Raw genomic sequence first — 17,780 nt, 5'->3', positions numbered from 1 at the left:
TACTTGATGAAATGATGTATGAATGATTATTGATGTGACAGGGTATGGTATTAAACTTAGACTAAAGCATGTATGTCTGATCAACGGAGGAAGGCCTATGAGAGATGTAGCAATCGTGATACCATCATTAAATCCCACATATCATTTACTTGAACTATTGAGGGCAGTCAGGACCGAGGTGCCTGAGGCAGGTATTATCATTGTCAATGATGGCAGTACTCCTTCCTGTGATGAAACCTTTCATCAGGCTGAAAGTGATTATAACAGTCAGGTTTTAATTCATGAGAAGAACAGAGGGAAAGGGGCAGCTTTAAAAACAGCTTTTGAATATATAGTAAAAAGCATGCCTGAAGCGGAGTATATTGTGACGATTGACTCTGACGGCCAGCACCAATGTGCTGATATGATTAAGTGTATTGAAGCATCGAGACAGCATTCGGATACATTAATTCTCGGGGCGAGACATTTCGATGAGAATGTCCCGAAGAGAAGCCAGTTCGGTAATGTTCTGACACGTAATATATTCAGACTGACCACTGGTGAAAAGCTGAGTGATACACAGACAGGACTCAGAGCCATGCCGAGAAGTTTTCTTGAACCGTTTTTACAGGTGGACGGGAACCGCTTCGATTATGAGATGAATATGCTGATGGAAACAAAGAACCGGCGCTGGAATATTCATTCAGTACCGATTCAAACAGTTTACATTGAAGACAACGCCTCGTCGAACTTCCGGGTAATCAGGGATTCTATTACAATATACTGGGTATTCGTGAAGTATGTTCTGTCATCGGTTTCTTCTTTCCTTTTAGATGTGACAGCATATGCTGTATTTATCCGCCTTTTGGCGAATACCAGTCTGTCATCTATAATGGTATCGTCGGTGCTTGCGCGTGTGATTTCTTCATTGTTTAATTATTTTGTGAACAGAGAGCTTGTGTTTAAAGGCAGGTCAAAGCACAGCTTCTTTAAATATTTCGGTCTGGTCATTGCCCAGATTACAGCTTCCGGGACACTCGTTTACTTGTTTCATCTGGTGCTGCCTTTTATCAGTACCGTGATTATTAAAATTTGTGTAGACGGTATTCTATTTTTGGTCAGTTATTTTATTCAAAAGAACTTTATCTTTAAAAGATAAAGAGATAAGGCGTTCGGCACATCTGAAATTATCATCTTAAAAACAACCGCAGATGTTGACGAACGGCAATAATTTTAGCATAATAGATATATTGTTAGACTGACAGTGCGTTTTGGATAAAGCGAACGGGGGATGGTGAGAGCCCCGGCAGATATAAACACGCTTGATATCACTAATAATTTAAAACAAATAATTATAAAGTGGACTCCCGGCCGGAGTCAATAAGGGTGGTACCGCGGTTCATTCGCCCCTGTTGATTTCAGCCTGGAGTTTTTTATTTATATTGAAAGGGAGACAGGATATGGATTACAAAGATACTTTACTCATGCCGAAAACAAAATTCAAAATGCGCGGCGGCCTTGCGAATAAAGAGCCTAAGATGCAGGGAGAATGGCGGGAGAATAAAATTTACGAAAAGAAATTAAAGCAGAATGAGGGGAATACACCATTCATTCTTCATGATGGACCGCCGTATGCGAACGGCGCGCTTCATATGGGACATGCTTTAAATAAAATCATCAAGGACTTCATCATCAGAAACAAACAGATGAGAGGTTTTTATGCTCCGTATGTACCCGGCTGGGATACTCACGGTCTGCCGATTGAACAGGCCCTGACAAATAAGGGTGTTGACCGTAAAAGTATGACAACAGAAGAATTCCGCAATAAGTGTATTGAATTTGCGAATTCACAAATTGACTTACAGCGTGAAGGATTCAAGCGTATGGGTGTTGACGGACACTGGGATGACCCGTATCTGACTTACAAACCTGAATTTGAAGCATCCCAGGTGCGTGTACTGAAAGATATGGTTGCGAAAGGTCTAATCTACCGCGGTAAAAAGCCTATTTACTGGTCTCCGAAAAGTGAATCTTCTCTCGCGGAAGCAGAGCTTGAGTATCAGGATAAACGTTCACCGTCTATCTATGTAGCGTTTAAAGTAAAAGACGGTAAAGATGTTCTCGATACAGACACATCACTCGTTATCTGGACAACAACTCCATGGACCATTCCTTCCAACATGGCGGTTGCGGTACATCCGGAACTGAACTATGTACAGTTTAATTATGAAGAGAAAGAGTATGTGATTGCTGAAGATCTTCTTGATACATTCTGTGATGCAGCAGGTTTTGACAAAGAAAAAGTGACACGTACAAAAGAAGTGAAAGGTTCTGACCTTGAATATGTGACAGCACAGCATCCATTGTTCGACCGTGAGAGCCTGGTTATTCTTGGTGACCATGTAACGACAGAAGCAGGTACAGGACTTGTGCATACTGCACCCGGCCACGGGGATGATGACTTTATTGTCGGACAGAAGTACGGCCTTGAAGTGGTCAGTCCTGTTGACGGTAAAGGTGTGTTTACTGACGAAGCGGGCAAGTATGCAGGCTTATACTATGATGATGCGAATAAAGTAATTACTGAGGACCTTGATGCGGCAGGCGCACTTGTTAAACTGGATTTCTACACGCACTCATATCCACATGACTGGAGAACAAAAACACCTGTGATTTTCCGTGCGACACCGCAATGGTTTGCATCGATCAATAATGTACGTGAAGATATTTTAAATGCTATTGATGATACAACATTCCAGGTGGAGTGGAGTAAGAAGCGTATGTACAATATGATTAAAAACCGTGGTGACTGGGTGATTTCCCGTCAGCGTGTATGGGGTGTGCCGCTGCCGTTTTTCTACGCTGAGGACGGACAGGAAATTGTCGATGTTGCCGTGATTGAGCATGTCGCATCATTGTTTGAAACACACGGTTCAAACATCTGGTTTGAGTGGGATGCAGAAAAGCTGCTTCCGGAAGGCTATACACATGAAGGCTCTCCAAACGGTGTCTTTACTAAAGAAATGGATATTATGGATGTGTGGTTTGATTCAGGGTCGACGCACAGAGGTGTACTTGACCGCCGTGATTATTTAACGTATCCTGCAGATTTATATTTCGAAGGTTCCGACCAGTACCGTGGATGGTTTAACTCTTCTATCATCACGAGTGTCGCAACGCGCGGGCATGCACCGTACAAAGAATTACTGTCCCACGGTTTTGCGATGGACGGGAAAGGCAAGAAAATGTCGAAATCACTTGGCAATGTGATTCTGCCTGAAAAAGTGATGAAGCAGATGGGTGCGGATATTGTACGTCTGTGGGTGATGTCATCCGATTTTGAAGAAGATGTACGTGTGTCCGATGATATTTTAAAACAGGTATCAGAAGTATACCGTAAAATCAGAAATACGTTCCGTTTCCTTCTTGGAAATGTAGACGACTTTGATCCGAAAACAGATACTGTCAGCTATGATGACTTATATGAGGTTGACCAGTTCATGTACCAGCGTTTTAACGAAATGACGAATTTAATGCTCGACTGCTATGACAGATATGATTATGTATCTATGTACCAGTCTCTGCAGAATTTCATCAATGTTGAGTTATCGAACTTCTACCTTGATTACGGTAAGGATATTCTTTATATCGAGCAGCAGGATGCGCCGATCAGACGCAGTATGCAGACTGTACTCTATAAAATACTGACGCAGTTAAATCGTCTGCTTGCACCGGTTTTAGTGCACACAGCTGAAGAAATCTATCAGTTTACACCGCACGAATCAAAAGAAAGTATCCACTTGGAATCAATGCCTGAAAAAGCAGAAGTCGATACTGAACTTGTCGGTAAATGGAAGCAGTTTATGAAAGTCCGTGATGATGTCTATAAGGCACTTGAAACGGCCCGTAATGAAAAAGTAATTGGTAAGTCTCTTGAGGCGAAAGTATTTATTACAGAGCCTGAAAATATGAGCTTCAATGATATTAAAGGAAATCTTGAGCAGTTCTTTATCGTTTCGCAGGTGGAAGTGGTGGATACACTTTCAGACGGCACGGAATATGATCATGTTTCAGTGAAGGTTGAGCATGCGGAAGGTGTGCGCTGTGAGCGCTGCTGGAATTATTCAACTGCCGATGCGATTGTAAACGGTGAAGACGATATCTGTCCGAGATGCCGCGCAGTCGTTGACGCATTGGAAGGATAACGGGCGATGCTGAAAGAATATAGAATAGTGCAGATGCTGATAACAGCAGCCGGTATTCTCGCGCTTGACCAGATTACAAAATTTCTCGTTGTCAGATACATGGAAATTGGACAGTCCATTCCCGTATTCGGCAAATATCTTGAAATTACCTCACACCGCAACCAGGGTGCGGCGTGGGGGATGTTTCAGGGGCAGATGATATTTTTCTATCTGGTAACTGTGGTTGTTCTGGCACTTTTGGTTTTTATTTATAAAAAAGAAGCCAGAAATAATTTCACGGCACAGCTTGCGATTACATTCTTGTTTGCAGGGGCGCTCGGGAATTTTATAGACAGAGTATTATTCCAGGAGGTTGTTGACTTTATCGATGTGTTAATCATAAATTATGACTTTCCAATCTTTAACGTTGCCGACAGTGCATTGACCATTGGAGTAATATTAATGATTATCGAAGTTTTCATCACAGGGAAAGGTGATAAAGATGCAAAACATAAAAGTCACAGCTGAACAGGGCGGCAGCCGGATTGATAAACTGCTTTCTGAAGAGGTCCCGGATACATCAAGAAGTGATATCCAGGGCCGCATTAAGGAAGGCTTGATCAAAGTGAACGGTCATGCTGTTAAAGCGAACTATAAAGTAAAAGAAAATGATGACATTATTGTAGAAGAGAGAGAGCTTGTGGAGGCGGATATAGAGCCTGAAGATTTATCTCTTGAAATCGTATATGAAGATGCGGATGTTGCGGTTGTTTATAAGCCGAAAGGCATGGTGGTTCATCCGGCTGCAGGGCACCGGTCCGGGACACTTGTCAATGGACTGATGTATGCACTCGATAATTTATCGGGAATTAACGGTGAGCTCCGTCCGGGAATTGTACACCGTATTGATAAAGACACCAGCGGTTTGTTGATGGTGGCGAAAAATGATGTGGCGCACAGAGGACTTGTAGAACAGCTGGTCGATAAAAGTGTGACCCGAAAATATACGGCACTGGTCCATGGTGTGATTCCGCATAATAAAGGAACCATTGAAGCACCGATCGGCAGAAACCCGAAAGAGCGTCAGGAGATGGCAGTCATTGATGACGGGAAGGAAGCTGTCACACATTTTAATGTGATCGAACGTTTCGATTCGTATACGCTCGTTGAATGTATTTTAGAAACCGGACGTACACACCAGATACGTGTGCACATGAAGTATATCGGTCATCCAATCGCAGGTGATCCGAAATACGGTCCGCGTCGTACAATGGACGTCGGCGGACAGCTGCTCCATGCAGGATTAATCGGTTTTGTTCATCCGATTTCAGGGGAGTACCTGGAATTTGATGCACCGCTTCCGGAAGATTTTGAGGAAGTTCTTGATACTCTGGAAAGACAGTCTGATAAATAAAATGACTCCCTGAACTGGACATTTGCCCGCTTCAGGGAGTTTTCATATTACATATTTTTAACGGAGTTCTGTCTTGACTTTAATTTTCAATAGCGATATTCTTAGTAAGAACATTTGAATAAAGAAGATGAATGTCTTTAAAATCGGTCCCGTGAGGCTGAAAAGACATGATATAAACGGTAACGGCGGAGTCTCGATTATTATCTATGACACCACCGGTGTATCCATACGGATACGTCTATACTCATGTCTAAGAGGCATGAGTATTTTTTGTATAATTTTAGCTTTACGAGGAGGTTAATGATGAAGCACAGACTGATTTTGGATGATGCGCAGATCGGCCGTTCGTTAACGCGTATGTCTCATGAGATTCTTGAGAGAAATAAAGGAACGGATGATATTGTACTGCTCGGGATTAAAACCCGTGGAGAATTCCTCGCAGAAAGAATTCAGAAGAAAATTAATCAAATTGAAGGTGTCACTGTTCCGTCCGGGACGATTGATATTTCAAATTACCGGGATGATAAAAAAGAAGCCGGTGATACAAAAGGTGCCGTTGAGACAGACTGTGATTTAAATAACCGGCACGTAGTACTTGTCGACGATGTCCTTTACACGGGACGTACAATCCGTGCGGCAATGGATGCGATTTTGAACACAGTCCGGCCGGCAAAAATATCGCTTGCCGTTCTGATTGACCGGGGACACAGGGAACTGCCGATCCGTGCGGATTATGTCGGAAAAAATATACCAACATCAAAAGAAGAGAGCATTGAGGTCAAGCTTTACGAGGTTGACGGTGAGAGCATCGTTACAATCAGTGAAGATTAAAGTGAATTAAAAATTTTTGAGGAGGCTCTATTTTAATGAATCATCTGCTGTCTATGACACATTTAAGTGAATCTGAAATTTTATCATTAATTCACCGGGCAATTGAAATGAAGAAGGGTGACTACAGTAAACTCCACGGAGAACTGTCGATTGCAAATTTATTTTTTGAGAATTCAACACGTACAAAAACAAGTTTTGAAATGGCTGAATTTAAACTCGGAATCCATTCTATCCCATTTGACGCATCTAAAAGTTCAGTAATAAAGGGAGAAACGCTTTATGACACTTGTAAGACGATGGAAGCGCTCGGGTGTGATGCGCTCGTTATCCGTCATGAAGACAATGAATATTACAATGAACTGGAAGACATTAATATCCCTGTCATAAACGGCGGTGACGGCAGCGGATCCCACCCGACACAGTCGCTTCTTGACCTGATGACGATATACGAACAGTTTGAAACGTTTAAAGGGCTGAAAGTTGCGATTGCAGGTGATATTTCCCACTCACGTGTGGCACATTCAAATGGAGAGGCTCTGACGGCACTCGGTGCAGAAGTGTTCTACTCCGGTCCGAGAGAATGGCAGGATGAGAGTTCCGACAGCCGGTATCTGGACTTTGATACGGCAGTTGAAACGTGTGATGTCATCATGCTTCTTCGTGTGCAGCATGAGCGGCATATGGTTTCAAAAGAATTCAGTAAAGAAGGTTATAACAAAGAGTACGGCATGAATGACAGCCGGGTGAAGAAAATGAAACAGGGTGCTGTTATTATGCATCCGGCGCCAGTAAACAGAGGGGTTGAAATTGAAGACCACCTTGTTGAATCAGAAAAAAGTGTGATATTCAAGCAGATGGAAAATGGTGTGTTTATGCGTATGAGCATTCTTGAAAAAATATTAAAAAAGGACGTGTAAAGTATGTTATTAAAGAACGGTGTAATGTTAAAGGATAATGAAGAAATCAAGGTTGATGTATTGGTGGAAGACGGCCGCATCAAAGAAATTTCAGAGAATATTGATGCAGATACTGAAACAATCGACCTTGAAGGAAAACTAATCTCTGCAGGACTTGTTGATGTACACGTCCATCTGAGAGAGCCGGGCTTTGAACATAAGGAAACGATTGAATCCGGTACACGTGCTGCAGCAAGAGGCGGTTTTACAGCAGTATCACCGATGCCGAACACAAAACCAATTATGGATAATGTGGAGCTCCTTGAAAAAGTAAACCAAATTATTAAGGATACAGCTCATGTGAAAGTCCTGCCGTACGCATCCATCACATCGGGACTGAAGGGAGACCAGCTGGTCGATTTTAAAGGATTGAAAAAAGCAGGTGCATTTGCGTTCACAGATGACGGTGTCGGTGTACAGAGTGCGGATATGATGCTTCGTGCGATGGAAGAAGCGGCAGCGATTGATATGCCGATTGTTGCACATACAGAAGAAAACACACTGATCCGCGGCGGAGCGCTTCATGACGGTGAAACCAGCAGAAAGCTCGGTGTCCCCGGCATCCCGTCTGTAACAGAAGCTGTACAGATTGCGCGTGATGTACTTCTGGCAGAAGCAGCAGACTGTCATTATCATGTCTGCCATGTGTCAACAAAAGAGAGTGTCAGAGTAATCCGCGATGCTAAACGTGCAGGAATCAGAGTGACCGGTGAAGTGACGCCGCATCACTTAGTACTTGATGAAACGGACATTAAAGAAGTGGATACAAACTTTAAGATGAACCCGCCGCTTCGTGGTTCTGATGACAGAGAAGCATTAATAGAAGGTCTTTTGGACGGGACGCTTGATTTTATTGCGACAGACCATGCACCGCATGCAGAAGATGAAAAAGCAGCGGAAATCACAAAAGCACCGTTCGGTATTGTCGGCATTGAAAATGCATTCCAGCTTGTTTATACAAAGCTTGTTAAGACAGGTGTATTCACACTGCAGCAGCTTCTCGACTGGATGACAGTGAAGCCGAGCCGGGTATTCGGTCTTGAAATGGGTGAGTTAAAAGAAGGTGCCGCTGCAGATATTACAGTGATTGATTTGAATAAAGAATATACTCTTGATAAAGAGGCGTTTTTCTCCAAAGCAAAAAATACACCGTTTAACGGTGAGAAACTGGTATCTGATATTTACATGACGATTGTTGACGGTGAAGTAAAGTATAGAGAAGGAGACCAAAAATAATGCTGACTAAAGACAGATTTCTAGTATTGGAAGACGGTTCTGTATACGAGGGATACAGACTGGGTGCGGATAAAGAAACAAGCGGTGAGGTCGTATTCAACACTTCAATGACAGGTGTCCAGGAAATTATTACGGACAACTCCTATACAGATCAGATTATTACATTCAGCTATCCGCTGGTTGGAAATGCCGGGTTTAATATTGAAGACAATGAATCACTGAAACCGACTACAAAAGGTGTGATTGTACGGGAGGCATGTGAATATCCGTCAAATTTCAGAAACAGGGAAAATCTAGACAGCTTTCTAAAGCGCCATAATATTGTCGGCATCAGCGGTGTAGATACAAGAAGTATTACACGTAAAATTCGTGACTTCGGTGTGATGCGCGGTGTAATCACTTCTAGTGACAACCATGAAAAAACAGTCAAAGAACTTAAATCATATGAGAGAAGAACCGACCAGATTGAACGTGTTTCAACGAAATCTCCTTATGTGTCGACAGGTACCGGCTATAGGGTGGTGCTTCTCGATTTTGGTAAAAAAGAAAATATCGTCCGTTCATTGAATCAGAGAAATGTCGATGTAACAGTGGTGCCGTATGATACAACTGCTGAAGAAATTTTGAGTTTGAACCCTGACGGTGTGATGCTTTCAAACGGCCCCGGGGACCCGGATGATGTAGAAGTTGCGGTAAAAACCATTCAGGATTTAATCGGCAGAGTGCCGGTGTTCGGTATCTGCCTCGGTCATCAGCTGATTGCACTTGCCGGCGGTGCCAAAAGTTACAAAATGAAATTCGGACACCGCGGAAGTAATCAGCCGGTTAAGAACCTTGCTACAGGAAAAATAGAAATCACTTCACAGAACCATGGTTATGCCATCGATGCAGAATCACTGAAAGACACGGATTTAGAAGTGACACATGTGGCACTGAATGATAATACCGTTGAAGGTATCAGACATAAAGAGCACCCGGTATTTTCAGTCCAGTACCATCCGGAAGCAGCAGCAGGACCGCATGACTCATCATACTTATTCAATGAATTTATAGATGCAATGACAGAATTTGGAGGTAAACAGAATGCCTAAACGTACGGATATTAAGACGATATTAGTAATAGGAAGCGGGCCGATTATTATCGGTCAGGCAGCGGAATTTGACTATGCAGGGACTCAAGCCTGTCTGGCACTTAAAGAAGAAGGATACAGAGTCATTCTCGTAAATTCAAATCCTGCAACAATTATGACGGATAAAGAAATTGCCGATGTCGTATACATCGAACCGATTACAACCGATTTTGTCAGCAGAATTATCCGTAAAGAGCAGCCGGATGCACTGCTTCCGACACTCGGCGGACAAGTCGGTTTAAACATGGCTGTTGAACTTGACCGTCTCGGTGTATTGGAAGAAAATGATGTAGAGCTTCTCGGTACTAAATTATCTTCCATTAAACAGGCTGAAGACAGAGATTTATTCCGCCGGTTAATGAACGAGATGGGGGAACCTGTTCCTGAGTCTGATATCATCAATACGATTGAAGGTGCATATGACTTTAAAGATAAAGTCGGCTATCCGTTTATTGTCCGTCCGGCTTTTACAATGGGCGGTACCGGCGGCGGTATCTGCTACAATGAAGCTGATTTGAAAGAGATTGTTGCGAATGGTTTGAAATATTCTCCTGTCAGTCAGTGTCTGGTTGAAAAATCAATCGCAGGCTTCAAGGAAATTGAATATGAAGTCATGCGTGACTCCAATGATAATGCGATTGTTGTATGTAATATGGAAAACATTGACCCTGTCGGCATTCACACCGGTGACTCCATCGTTGTTGCACCGACACAGACTTTAACAGATAAAGAAAATCAAATGCTCCGTGATGTGTCACTGTCAATTATCCGTGAACTCGGCATAGAGGGCGGATGTAACGTTCAGCTGGCACTTGATCCTCATTCATTTGATTACTATATTATCGAAGTGAACCCGCGTGTATCACGTTCGAGTGCACTTGCATCAAAAGCGACAGGTTATCCAATCGCAAAACTTGCAGCGAAAATTGCGGTGGGAATGACACTGGATGAAATGATTAACCCGGTTACGAATACAAGCTATGCGGCATTTGAACCGGCACTGGATTATGTGGTATCGAAAATACCGCGCTTCCCGTTTGATAAATTTGAACGCGGGGAACGTAAACTGGGTACACAGATGAAAGCAACCGGTGAAGTGATGGCAATCGGCCGTACCTATGAAGAATCTTTATTAAAGGCAATCCGCTCACTGGAGTACGGTGTGCATCATCTCGGCCTGCCGAACGGTGAAGATTTTGAGCTCAGCTATATTGTTGAAATGATTAAGCGCCAGAGTGATGAACGTTTATTCTTTATCGGTGAAGCACTCCGCCGCGGCATTAAGATGCAGGATATTCACGAGTGGACAGAAATTGACATGTTCTTCCTGAATAAGTTCAATCATATTATCAATATCGAACATGAGCTGAAAATGAACATCAATTCTCTGAAACATTTAAAATGGGCGAAAACATTCGGCTTCAGTGACAGAGTCATCGCCCACAGATGGGAAACGACCGAGGAAAAAATCTTTGAAATCCGTAAAGCCGAGGGGATTATGCCGGTTTATAAGATGGTGGATACATGTGCGGCAGAATTTGAATCCAATACACCATATTTCTACGGCACATATGAAGAAGATAACGAGTCAGTCAGAAGTGACCGCGAAAAAATTCTGGTACTCGGCAGCGGACCAATCAGAATCGGCCAGGGTGTTGAGTTTGATTATGCGACTGTTCATGCAGTATGGGCGATTCAGGAAGCAGGATATGAGGCAATTATCGTCAATAACAATCCTGAGACAGTATCGACTGATTTTTCAATTTCAGACAAATTATACTTTGAACCTCTGACACATGAAGATGTGATGAACATTATCGAACAGGAGCAGCCGAAAGGTGTTGTCGTTCAGTTCGGCGGTCAGACTGCGATAAATCTTGCGGACGGTCTCGAACGTGAAGGTGTTAATATTATCGGAACATCACTTGAGGATATTGACCGTGCTGAGGACAGAAAGAAATTCGAGGCACTGCTTCAGGATATTAACATTCCACAGCCGCTTGGTAAAACAGCAACAAACGAAGAAGAAGCACTTGAGAATGCAAGATATATCGGCTTCCCTGTACTTGTCAGACCGAGTTATGTTCTCGGCGGCCGTGCGATGGAAATCGTGTATAATGAAAGTGAACTTAAGAACTACATGAGAGATGCTGTTAAAGCGTCACCCGAACATCCTGTACTTGTCGATCGTTATTTAACAGGAAAAGAAATTGAAGTGGATGCCATCTGTGATGGTGAGAATGTGATTATCCCAGGTATTATGGAACACATTGAACGCGCCGGAGTGCATTCCGGGGACTCCATGGCTGTGTACCCGCCTGCGACACTTTCTGAAAGTGAAATTGAAACACTGGTCGACTATACAGAACGTCTGGCAAAAGGTTTAAACATCATCGGCTTAATCAACATCCAGTTCGTACTTTCAAAAGGTGATATCTTTGTACTTGAAGTGAACCCGCGCTCAAGCCGTACAGTACCGTTCCTGAGTAAAATTACTGAAATACCGATGGCTCGTCTTGCGATGCATTCTATTCTTGGACAGCCTCTCACTGAATCCGGGTATGACCTCGGACTGCAGCCGGTACAGGACGGACATTATGTGAAAGCACCTGTTTTCAGCTTCTCAAAACTGAAAAATGTTGATGTGACGCTTGGCCCTGAAATGAAATCCACAGGCGAGGTCATGGGTAAAGATTTATCATTGAACAAGGCTTTGTATAAAGGGCTTGTTGCCAGCGGTCTTGAAGTGAAAGATCACGGTACTGCATTGTTTACTGTTGCAGATAAAGATAAGGAAGAAGCAACGGCACTTGCGAAGCGCTTGTCGCACTGCGGATACCGTCTCCTTGCAACATCAGGTACAGCAAGTGTGCTTGCAGAAGCGGGCATACCGGTCGTCAATATCGATAAAATCGGTGAGGGCGGCAGCGACATCATTACTGAAATTCAACAGGGGAAAGTTCAAATTGTTATTAATACAATGACTAAAGGTAAGGAAGTTGCACGTGACGGCTTTAAAATCAGACGTGAATCTGTTGAGAATGGTGTACCGTGTCTGACATCTTTAGACACTGCAAGAACATTAATTGAAGTGATTGAAAGCATGACCTTTAATATGGAACAAATGTAGGTGTGAATATGAAAAATTTGATGAAAGTAGTTTCACAGGAACTGATTGCAGACAAGATTTATGAAATGGTGCTCACAGGGGATGTCGTTAAAGAGATTGATACAGCAGGACAGTTTGTCCATGTCCGCGTGACAGATTCTGTATCCAATGTACTCAGACGGCCGATATCCATTTCAAGTATTAATCATAATGATTCGGAAATGACAATTATTTACCGTGCAGACGGTGAAGGAACGAAGAAACTGTCCAAATATCAAAGCGGTGACCTTGTCGATGTGCTGACGCCCCTTGGCAACGGCTACCCGATTGAGAAAAATGACAGCGTTCTGATTGTCGGCGGAGGCATCGGGGTACCGCCGCTTTATGAACTTTCCAAGCGTTTAAATCAAATCGGTGTGAAAACGACACATGTACTGGGATTTAATTCTAAAAAAGATGTGTTCTATGAAGAAAAATTCAAAGCACTCGGCGATACACATATTGCGACTGCCGACGGTACTTACGGAACTGAAGGATTTGTGACAGATGTCATCCGGGAAATCGGAACAGAATTTGATAAATTTTATTCCTGCGGTCCGAAAGTGATGCTGAAAGTATTATCAGAAACCCTTCCGATTGACGGATACATTTCGCTCGAGGAGAGAATGGGCTGCGGCTTTGGTGTGTGTTATGCATGTGTCTGTGAGAAATCAGACGGCAGTCAGATTAAATTATGTACTGAAGGCCCGGTCTTTAAGAAAGGTGAGATTATTTTATGACGAACAATAAAAAGTTAAACATCTCACTGCCCGGACTGGAATTAAAAAATCCTGTAATGCCGGCATCAGGCTGTTTCAGTTTCGGTGAAGAGTATTCAAAACTTTATGATCTGTCGGAATTAGGTGCTGTCATGATTAAAGCAGCAACGCTTGAAGCACGTGCAGGGAATAAAACACCGCGGGTGGCTGAAACGTCGAGCGGGATGTTAAATGCAATCGGTCTGCAGAACCCGGGTGTCGATCATATTATTGAACATGAACTGAAGTATCTCGAACAATTTGATGTGCCGGTAATTGCGAATGTCGCAGGTACACAGATTGAAGATTATACTGAAGTAGCAAAGAGAATTTCAAAAGCGCCGAATGTTAAAGCGCTTGAGTTAAATATTTCATGTCCGAATGTTAAGGAGGGCGGCATTCAGTTTGGTACTGATCCGGATACTGCAAGACGCCTGACAGAGTCCGTTAAAAATGCATCCAGTGTGCCGGTCTATGTTAAATTATCCCCGAATGTGACCAATATTGTTGAAATGGCTCAGGCAGTCGGGGCTGAAGCAGACGGTATCACAATGATTAATACACTTGTCGGAATGCGTCTTGATAAGAACGGCCGTCCGATTATCGCAAACATTACAGGCGGTTTAAGCGGCCCCGCTGTAAAACCGGTTGCTTTGAACATGATTTACCAAGTACGCCAGCATATGCCGGATATTCCGATTATCGGCATGGGCGGTATTGCGACTGTCGACGATGTACTGGACTTTATATCAGTCGGTGCAGACGCGGTTGCGGTCGGAACAATGAACTTCACTGATCCTTATATATGTCCATCGCTTGCTGCAGGATTGAGTGAACGTGTTGAGGAAATGGGAATTTCTCATTTACATGATTTAAAAGGACGCGCATACTTATAAAAAAGAACAGGAGATGAAACGATGCATAAACCAATAATTGCTTTAGACTTTAGTCACTTGGATGAAGTACGCTCATTCTTAAAACAATTTGATGAACAGTTATACGTGAAAGTAGGTATGGAATTATACTTATTGAATGGTCCGAGAGTAATCGAGGAAATCAGAGCGCTCGGCCACGATATATTTTTAGATTTAAAACTGTATGATATTCCAAATACTGTAGGTAAGGCGATGGAAGGTTTAGGAAGACTTGATGTGCAGATGACAAACGTTCACGCACAAGGCGGCAGTGCAATGATGAAACGGGCGGTTGAATCGTTTAAAGACGGCAACCCTGACGGCAGACTGATTGCTGTGACACAGCTGACTTCAATGAGTGAAGAGATGATTGAACTTGAACAGAGATCAGCACTCAGCCTTAATGAGAGCGTTCTTCATTATGCGGAACTTGCGAAAAAATCAGGTCTTGACGGAATCGTGTCATCTCCGCTTGAATCTGAAATGATTCATGATGCGCTTGGAAAAGATTTTCTGACAATCACACCGGGAATTCGTCTGCCGGAAGATTCAAAAGATGATCAGATTCGTGTGGTTTCACCGCTCGATGCATATAAAATGGGTACGGACTATATAGTGGTCGGCCGTTCCATTACACAGGCGGAAAATCCAGCTGAGAAATACAAAACGGTTAAAGCTTTATGGGAGGGCAAGGAATAATGAGAGAACAGAAAGTAGCAGAAATTTTACTGGATATCGGCGCAGTAAAAGTACAGCCTGAAAATCCATTTACATGGGCGAGCGGCATTGTATCACCGATTTACTGTGACAACCGCAAAATTATCGGTGAAGTCGATGCAAGAAGAACAATTGCAGCTTACTTTAAAGAAGCGGTCAATAATCTGGATACGGATGTAGATATTGTTGCAGGAACTTCCACTGCGGGAATTCCGCATGCTGCATTCGTCAGTGAAGCGCTGGGTCTGCCGATGAGCTATGTGAGAGGCAGCAAGAAAAAACACGGTACCGGAGAGCAGATCGAAGGTGCAGATGTTAAAGGTAAAAAAGTGGTATTGATTGAGGATTTAATATCAACAGGCGGTTCCAGTATTGAAGCGGCTGAAGCACTTCTTGAATATGGTGCAGAAGTGGTATGTGTACTTGCGATATTTACTTATAATATCCCGAAAGCAAGAGACAATTTTAATGCTAAATCACTCGATTTTAAAACATTATCAAACATCGATGCTTTACTTGAAGTCAGTGTCGAGCGCGGTGATTTGACAAAAGAATCCCTGCAGAAAGTCGTTGACTTCAGAAATGGCTTGTAAGTGTTAGTTAAAACCTGCGGGCTCAATAAAAAGACAGGAAATCATGTTCACCTGCATGGTTTCCTGTCTTTTATTATATTGATATAAAGAATCAGTTGGAAGTTTTCATGTTTTCAACTTTCTTTTTATCCGGAGTGACATAGACTGTCTTCTGGGAAAAATAGTTGACAAAGCCCGGCTTTGCACCGCTCACTTTATGGACATGTTTAATTTCTGTGTAGTCAACAGGAACGGATTCCGACAGTCCTGCTTTGGAATAAAATGCAGCGAGTCCCGCCGCTTCTATAATATCCTCATCCTCAATTTCACCCATACTGTGTGTAATAACGACGTGGGAGCCGGGAATATCTTTTGTGTGGAACCAGAGATGGTTGTTTTGTGCCTTTTTAGTAGTTAAATAATCATTTTGTTTATTATTTTTACCGACCAGAATATTTAAGCCGCGTGTCGTTTGAAACTTATGAAGTTCAATATTGGATTTTTTCTTTTTAGACTTTCCTTTTCTGAACTTGATAATGCCTTCTTCTACTAATTCTTCACGAATCTGTTCAACCTCATCTTCTGTTGTGATAGTATCCATCTGGTGAAGAAGATTGTTGTAGTATTCTAAATCCTGCTGTGCTTTTTCAAGCTGGACAGCAGCACTTTGTTCACGGTTTTTAAGTTTATTGTATAAACGGTAATATTTTTGAGCATTGTCGCTTGGTGTCAGCTGTACATCGAGAGGGATGACAATATTTTCATTTGTATAATAATCAAATACTTCCGCCTCTTTGTCATACTGCTTAATCTGATGCATGTACGCTGTAATCAGTTCTCCGTATTTCTGGTAGACTTCTTTTTTATCGGATTCTGAAATTTCCAGTTCAAGTTTTTTAATTTTTCTTCTGGTCTTATCATGTTCGCGTTCAATCACTTGAAGGTAGTCATTTGCTTTCTGCCGGATCAGACTGAGCTGGTAGCGGTTGTGATAATAATCATCAAGCAGTTCACTTAAAGTATCGAAAGTGACGGGTGTCTGTTCAAGATGTGCGAGTTCTGTAAAATAAAAAATGTCTTTTTTCGCCGGGTATAATACCGGTTTAATGTTCTCTGCTTTTTTTAAGGTGTCCTGAACAGCAGGTACTAAAGTTTCATTTGTAAAATGACGGGTATTGAATTCAATTTCCTTTATAAAGAGCGGACTGAACCCCTCGACTGCTGAAAGAATCTGGCGGTTGATTTTACCGTTGTTAAAATCAATGAATTTCGGCAGTTCTTTCAGCTCATCTGTTCTTGGATTTAGTTTTTTATCTGTCGGCGGTGCTTCATACTGGAAGCCGGGCATAATGGTTCTTGCATTATTATTCGGCGTGAGGTGTTTAATACCGTCAATAATTTTATAATTCTCATCGGTGATAATAATATTTGAGTGTTTACCCATAATTTCCAAAATGAGAATACGTTTGGTCTCATCGCCGATTTCGTTTCTTGACGTAATATGGAAATGAACCTGTCTGTCATTGCCGATTTGTTTAATATCCTGAATAATTCCGCCTTCGATATGCTTTCTCGCGACACGCAGAAACATCGGCGGATCAAAAGGAAATTCATATTTTTGATTGGTTAAATGGAATCTTGAGTACACAGGGTGTGCACTGATTAACAGCTGATGGTTCTTTCCGTTTGACCGGATTTTGAAAATCATGGACGCCTGATCCATCTGCTGGATCTTATTTATTTTTCCGCGGGAGAGCGGTTTTAATTCATCAATGAGTGCATGTATAAAATTTCCGTCAAATGCCATTGTTCTCACTCCTATTCTAGGCTGTTCTTTATTTTAACATGAATCAGATTCAAATAGTCCGTACTTGATTTTATGATGAAATTTTATCTGGTTTGTGGTACATTAGAAATTAATCATTTAAGAACTAAACGAAA

At 42.4% G+C, this 17,780-nt stretch carries 14 protein-coding genes; 13 read left to right on the top strand and 1 reads right to left on the bottom strand.

All coding sequences use genetic code 11. The annotated features are described in order from the left end of the window. The first annotated feature begins 97 nt into the window (after positions 1-97). The 13 genes from ACFSX4_RS04970 to pyrE all read left to right on the top strand — a co-directional run bounded on the left by ACFSX4_RS04970 (position 98) and on the right by pyrE (position 15,860). Entirely contained in the window at positions 98-1,138 is a 1,041-nt protein-coding gene (locus tag ACFSX4_RS04970; protein ID WP_377772152.1) for a glycosyltransferase, read from the top strand. A gap of 301 nt (positions 1,139-1,439) precedes the next feature. Beyond that, positions 1,440-4,184 carry an isoleucine--tRNA ligase gene (ileS, locus tag ACFSX4_RS04965; RefSeq protein WP_377772150.1) on the top strand — a complete coding sequence of 915 codons (2,745 nt, stop codon included), beginning with the start codon at positions 1,440-1,442 and terminating at the stop codon, positions 4,182-4,184. A gap of 6 nt (positions 4,185-4,190) precedes the next feature. After that, positions 4,191-4,691, top strand: a complete 501-nt coding sequence (gene lspA, locus ACFSX4_RS04960) for a signal peptidase II (protein WP_377772148.1) — start codon at positions 4,191-4,193, stop codon at positions 4,689-4,691. Then, positions 4,666-5,577: an RluA family pseudouridine synthase gene (locus ACFSX4_RS04955; protein WP_377772146.1), complete on the top strand. Its 912-nt coding sequence runs from the start codon at positions 4,666-4,668 to the stop codon at positions 5,575-5,577. The genes lspA and ACFSX4_RS04955 overlap by 26 nt, the downstream gene beginning before the upstream one ends. 303 nt (positions 5,578-5,880) lie before the next feature. Beyond that, positions 5,881-6,408: a bifunctional pyr operon transcriptional regulator/uracil phosphoribosyltransferase PyrR gene (gene pyrR, locus ACFSX4_RS04950; RefSeq protein ID WP_377772144.1), complete on the top strand. Its 528-nt coding sequence runs from the start codon at positions 5,881-5,883 to the stop codon at positions 6,406-6,408. A gap of 35 nt (positions 6,409-6,443) precedes the next feature. Next, the gene (locus ACFSX4_RS04945; protein WP_377772142.1) at positions 6,444-7,325 is read left to right on the top strand and encodes an aspartate carbamoyltransferase catalytic subunit; all 882 of its coding nucleotides are present in this window, start codon (positions 6,444-6,446) and stop codon (positions 7,323-7,325) included. A gap of 3 nt (positions 7,326-7,328) precedes the next feature. Further along, positions 7,329-8,600, top strand: coding sequence for a dihydroorotase (locus ACFSX4_RS04940; RefSeq protein WP_377772140.1), 1,272 nt, complete (start codon positions 7,329-7,331; stop codon positions 8,598-8,600). Positions 8,601-8,602: 2 nt separating this feature from the next. Next, positions 8,603-9,691 (top strand): glutamine-hydrolyzing carbamoyl-phosphate synthase small subunit, encoded by a 1,089-nt coding sequence (carA, locus tag ACFSX4_RS04935; RefSeq protein WP_377773443.1) that lies wholly within the window; start codon positions 8,603-8,605, stop codon positions 9,689-9,691. Further along, positions 9,684-12,860: a carbamoyl-phosphate synthase large subunit gene (gene carB, locus ACFSX4_RS04930; protein WP_377772138.1), complete on the top strand. Its 3,177-nt coding sequence runs from the start codon at positions 9,684-9,686 to the stop codon at positions 12,858-12,860. Before carA ends, carB begins: the two co-directional genes overlap by 8 nt. An 8-nt stretch (positions 12,861-12,868) precedes the next feature. Continuing rightward, positions 12,869-13,618 carry a dihydroorotate dehydrogenase electron transfer subunit gene (locus ACFSX4_RS04925; protein WP_377772136.1) on the top strand — a complete coding sequence of 250 codons (750 nt, stop codon included), beginning with the start codon at positions 12,869-12,871 and terminating at the stop codon, positions 13,616-13,618. Further along, entirely contained in the window at positions 13,615-14,532 is a 918-nt protein-coding gene (locus ACFSX4_RS04920; protein WP_377772134.1) for a dihydroorotate dehydrogenase, read from the top strand. Before ACFSX4_RS04925 ends, ACFSX4_RS04920 begins: the two co-directional genes overlap by 4 nt. Before the next feature lie 21 nt (positions 14,533-14,553). Then, positions 14,554-15,249: an orotidine-5'-phosphate decarboxylase gene (gene pyrF / locus ACFSX4_RS04915; RefSeq protein ID WP_377772132.1), complete on the top strand. Its 696-nt coding sequence runs from the start codon at positions 14,554-14,556 to the stop codon at positions 15,247-15,249. Then, positions 15,249-15,860: an orotate phosphoribosyltransferase gene (pyrE, locus tag ACFSX4_RS04910; RefSeq protein WP_377772130.1), complete on the top strand. Its 612-nt coding sequence runs from the start codon at positions 15,249-15,251 to the stop codon at positions 15,858-15,860. The genes pyrF and pyrE overlap by 1 nt, the downstream gene beginning before the upstream one ends. 91 nt (positions 15,861-15,951) lie before the next feature. Here pyrE and ACFSX4_RS04905 read toward each other — a convergent pair whose 3' ends face one another. Then, a complete protein-coding gene (locus ACFSX4_RS04905; RefSeq protein WP_377772128.1) occupies positions 15,952-17,646 on the bottom strand; it encodes an Rqc2 family fibronectin-binding protein in 1,695 nt (564 codons plus the stop codon). Between the last annotated feature and the right edge of the window lie 134 nt (positions 17,647-17,780).

Origin of the sequence: Corticicoccus populi (assembly GCF_042686195.1) — a bacterium.
Classification (GTDB): Bacteria; Bacillota; Bacilli; order Staphylococcales; family Salinicoccaceae; genus Corticicoccus; species Corticicoccus populi.
Note: the sequence above shows the minus strand (reverse complement) of the source record. Positions and strands in the feature narration are given on the sequence as shown.

Excerpts from the sequence above, each read along its gene's own strand:
- ileS (WP_377772150.1), top strand. The coding sequence starts at position 1,440 with ATGGATTACAAAGATACTTTACTCATGCCGAAAACAAAATTCAAAATG.
- ACFSX4_RS04920 (WP_377772134.1), top strand. The coding sequence starts at position 13,615 with ATGACGAACAATAAAAAGTTAAACATCTCACTGCCCGGACTGGAATTA.
- pyrF (WP_377772132.1), top strand. The coding sequence starts at position 14,554 with ATGCATAAACCAATAATTGCTTTAGACTTTAGTCACTTGGATGAAGTA.
- pyrR (WP_377772144.1), top strand. The coding sequence starts at position 5,881 with ATGAAGCACAGACTGATTTTGGATGATGCGCAGATCGGCCGTTCGTTA.
- ACFSX4_RS04940 (WP_377772140.1), top strand. The coding sequence starts at position 7,329 with ATGTTATTAAAGAACGGTGTAATGTTAAAGGATAATGAAGAAATCAAG.
- ACFSX4_RS04945 (WP_377772142.1), top strand. The coding sequence starts at position 6,444 with ATGAATCATCTGCTGTCTATGACACATTTAAGTGAATCTGAAATTTTA.
- lspA (WP_377772148.1), top strand. The coding sequence starts at position 4,191 with ATGCTGAAAGAATATAGAATAGTGCAGATGCTGATAACAGCAGCCGGT.
- ACFSX4_RS04925 (WP_377772136.1), top strand. The coding sequence starts at position 12,869 with ATGAAAAATTTGATGAAAGTAGTTTCACAGGAACTGATTGCAGACAAG.
- ACFSX4_RS04955 (WP_377772146.1), top strand. The coding sequence starts at position 4,666 with ATGCAAAACATAAAAGTCACAGCTGAACAGGGCGGCAGCCGGATTGAT.
- ACFSX4_RS04970 (WP_377772152.1), top strand. The coding sequence starts at position 98 with ATGAGAGATGTAGCAATCGTGATACCATCATTAAATCCCACATATCAT.
- ACFSX4_RS04905 (WP_377772128.1), bottom strand. The coding sequence starts at position 17,646 with ATGGCATTTGACGGAAATTTTATACATGCACTCATTGATGAATTAAAA.
- pyrE (WP_377772130.1), top strand. The coding sequence starts at position 15,249 with ATGAGAGAACAGAAAGTAGCAGAAATTTTACTGGATATCGGCGCAGTA.
- carB (WP_377772138.1), top strand. The coding sequence starts at position 9,684 with ATGCCTAAACGTACGGATATTAAGACGATATTAGTAATAGGAAGCGGG.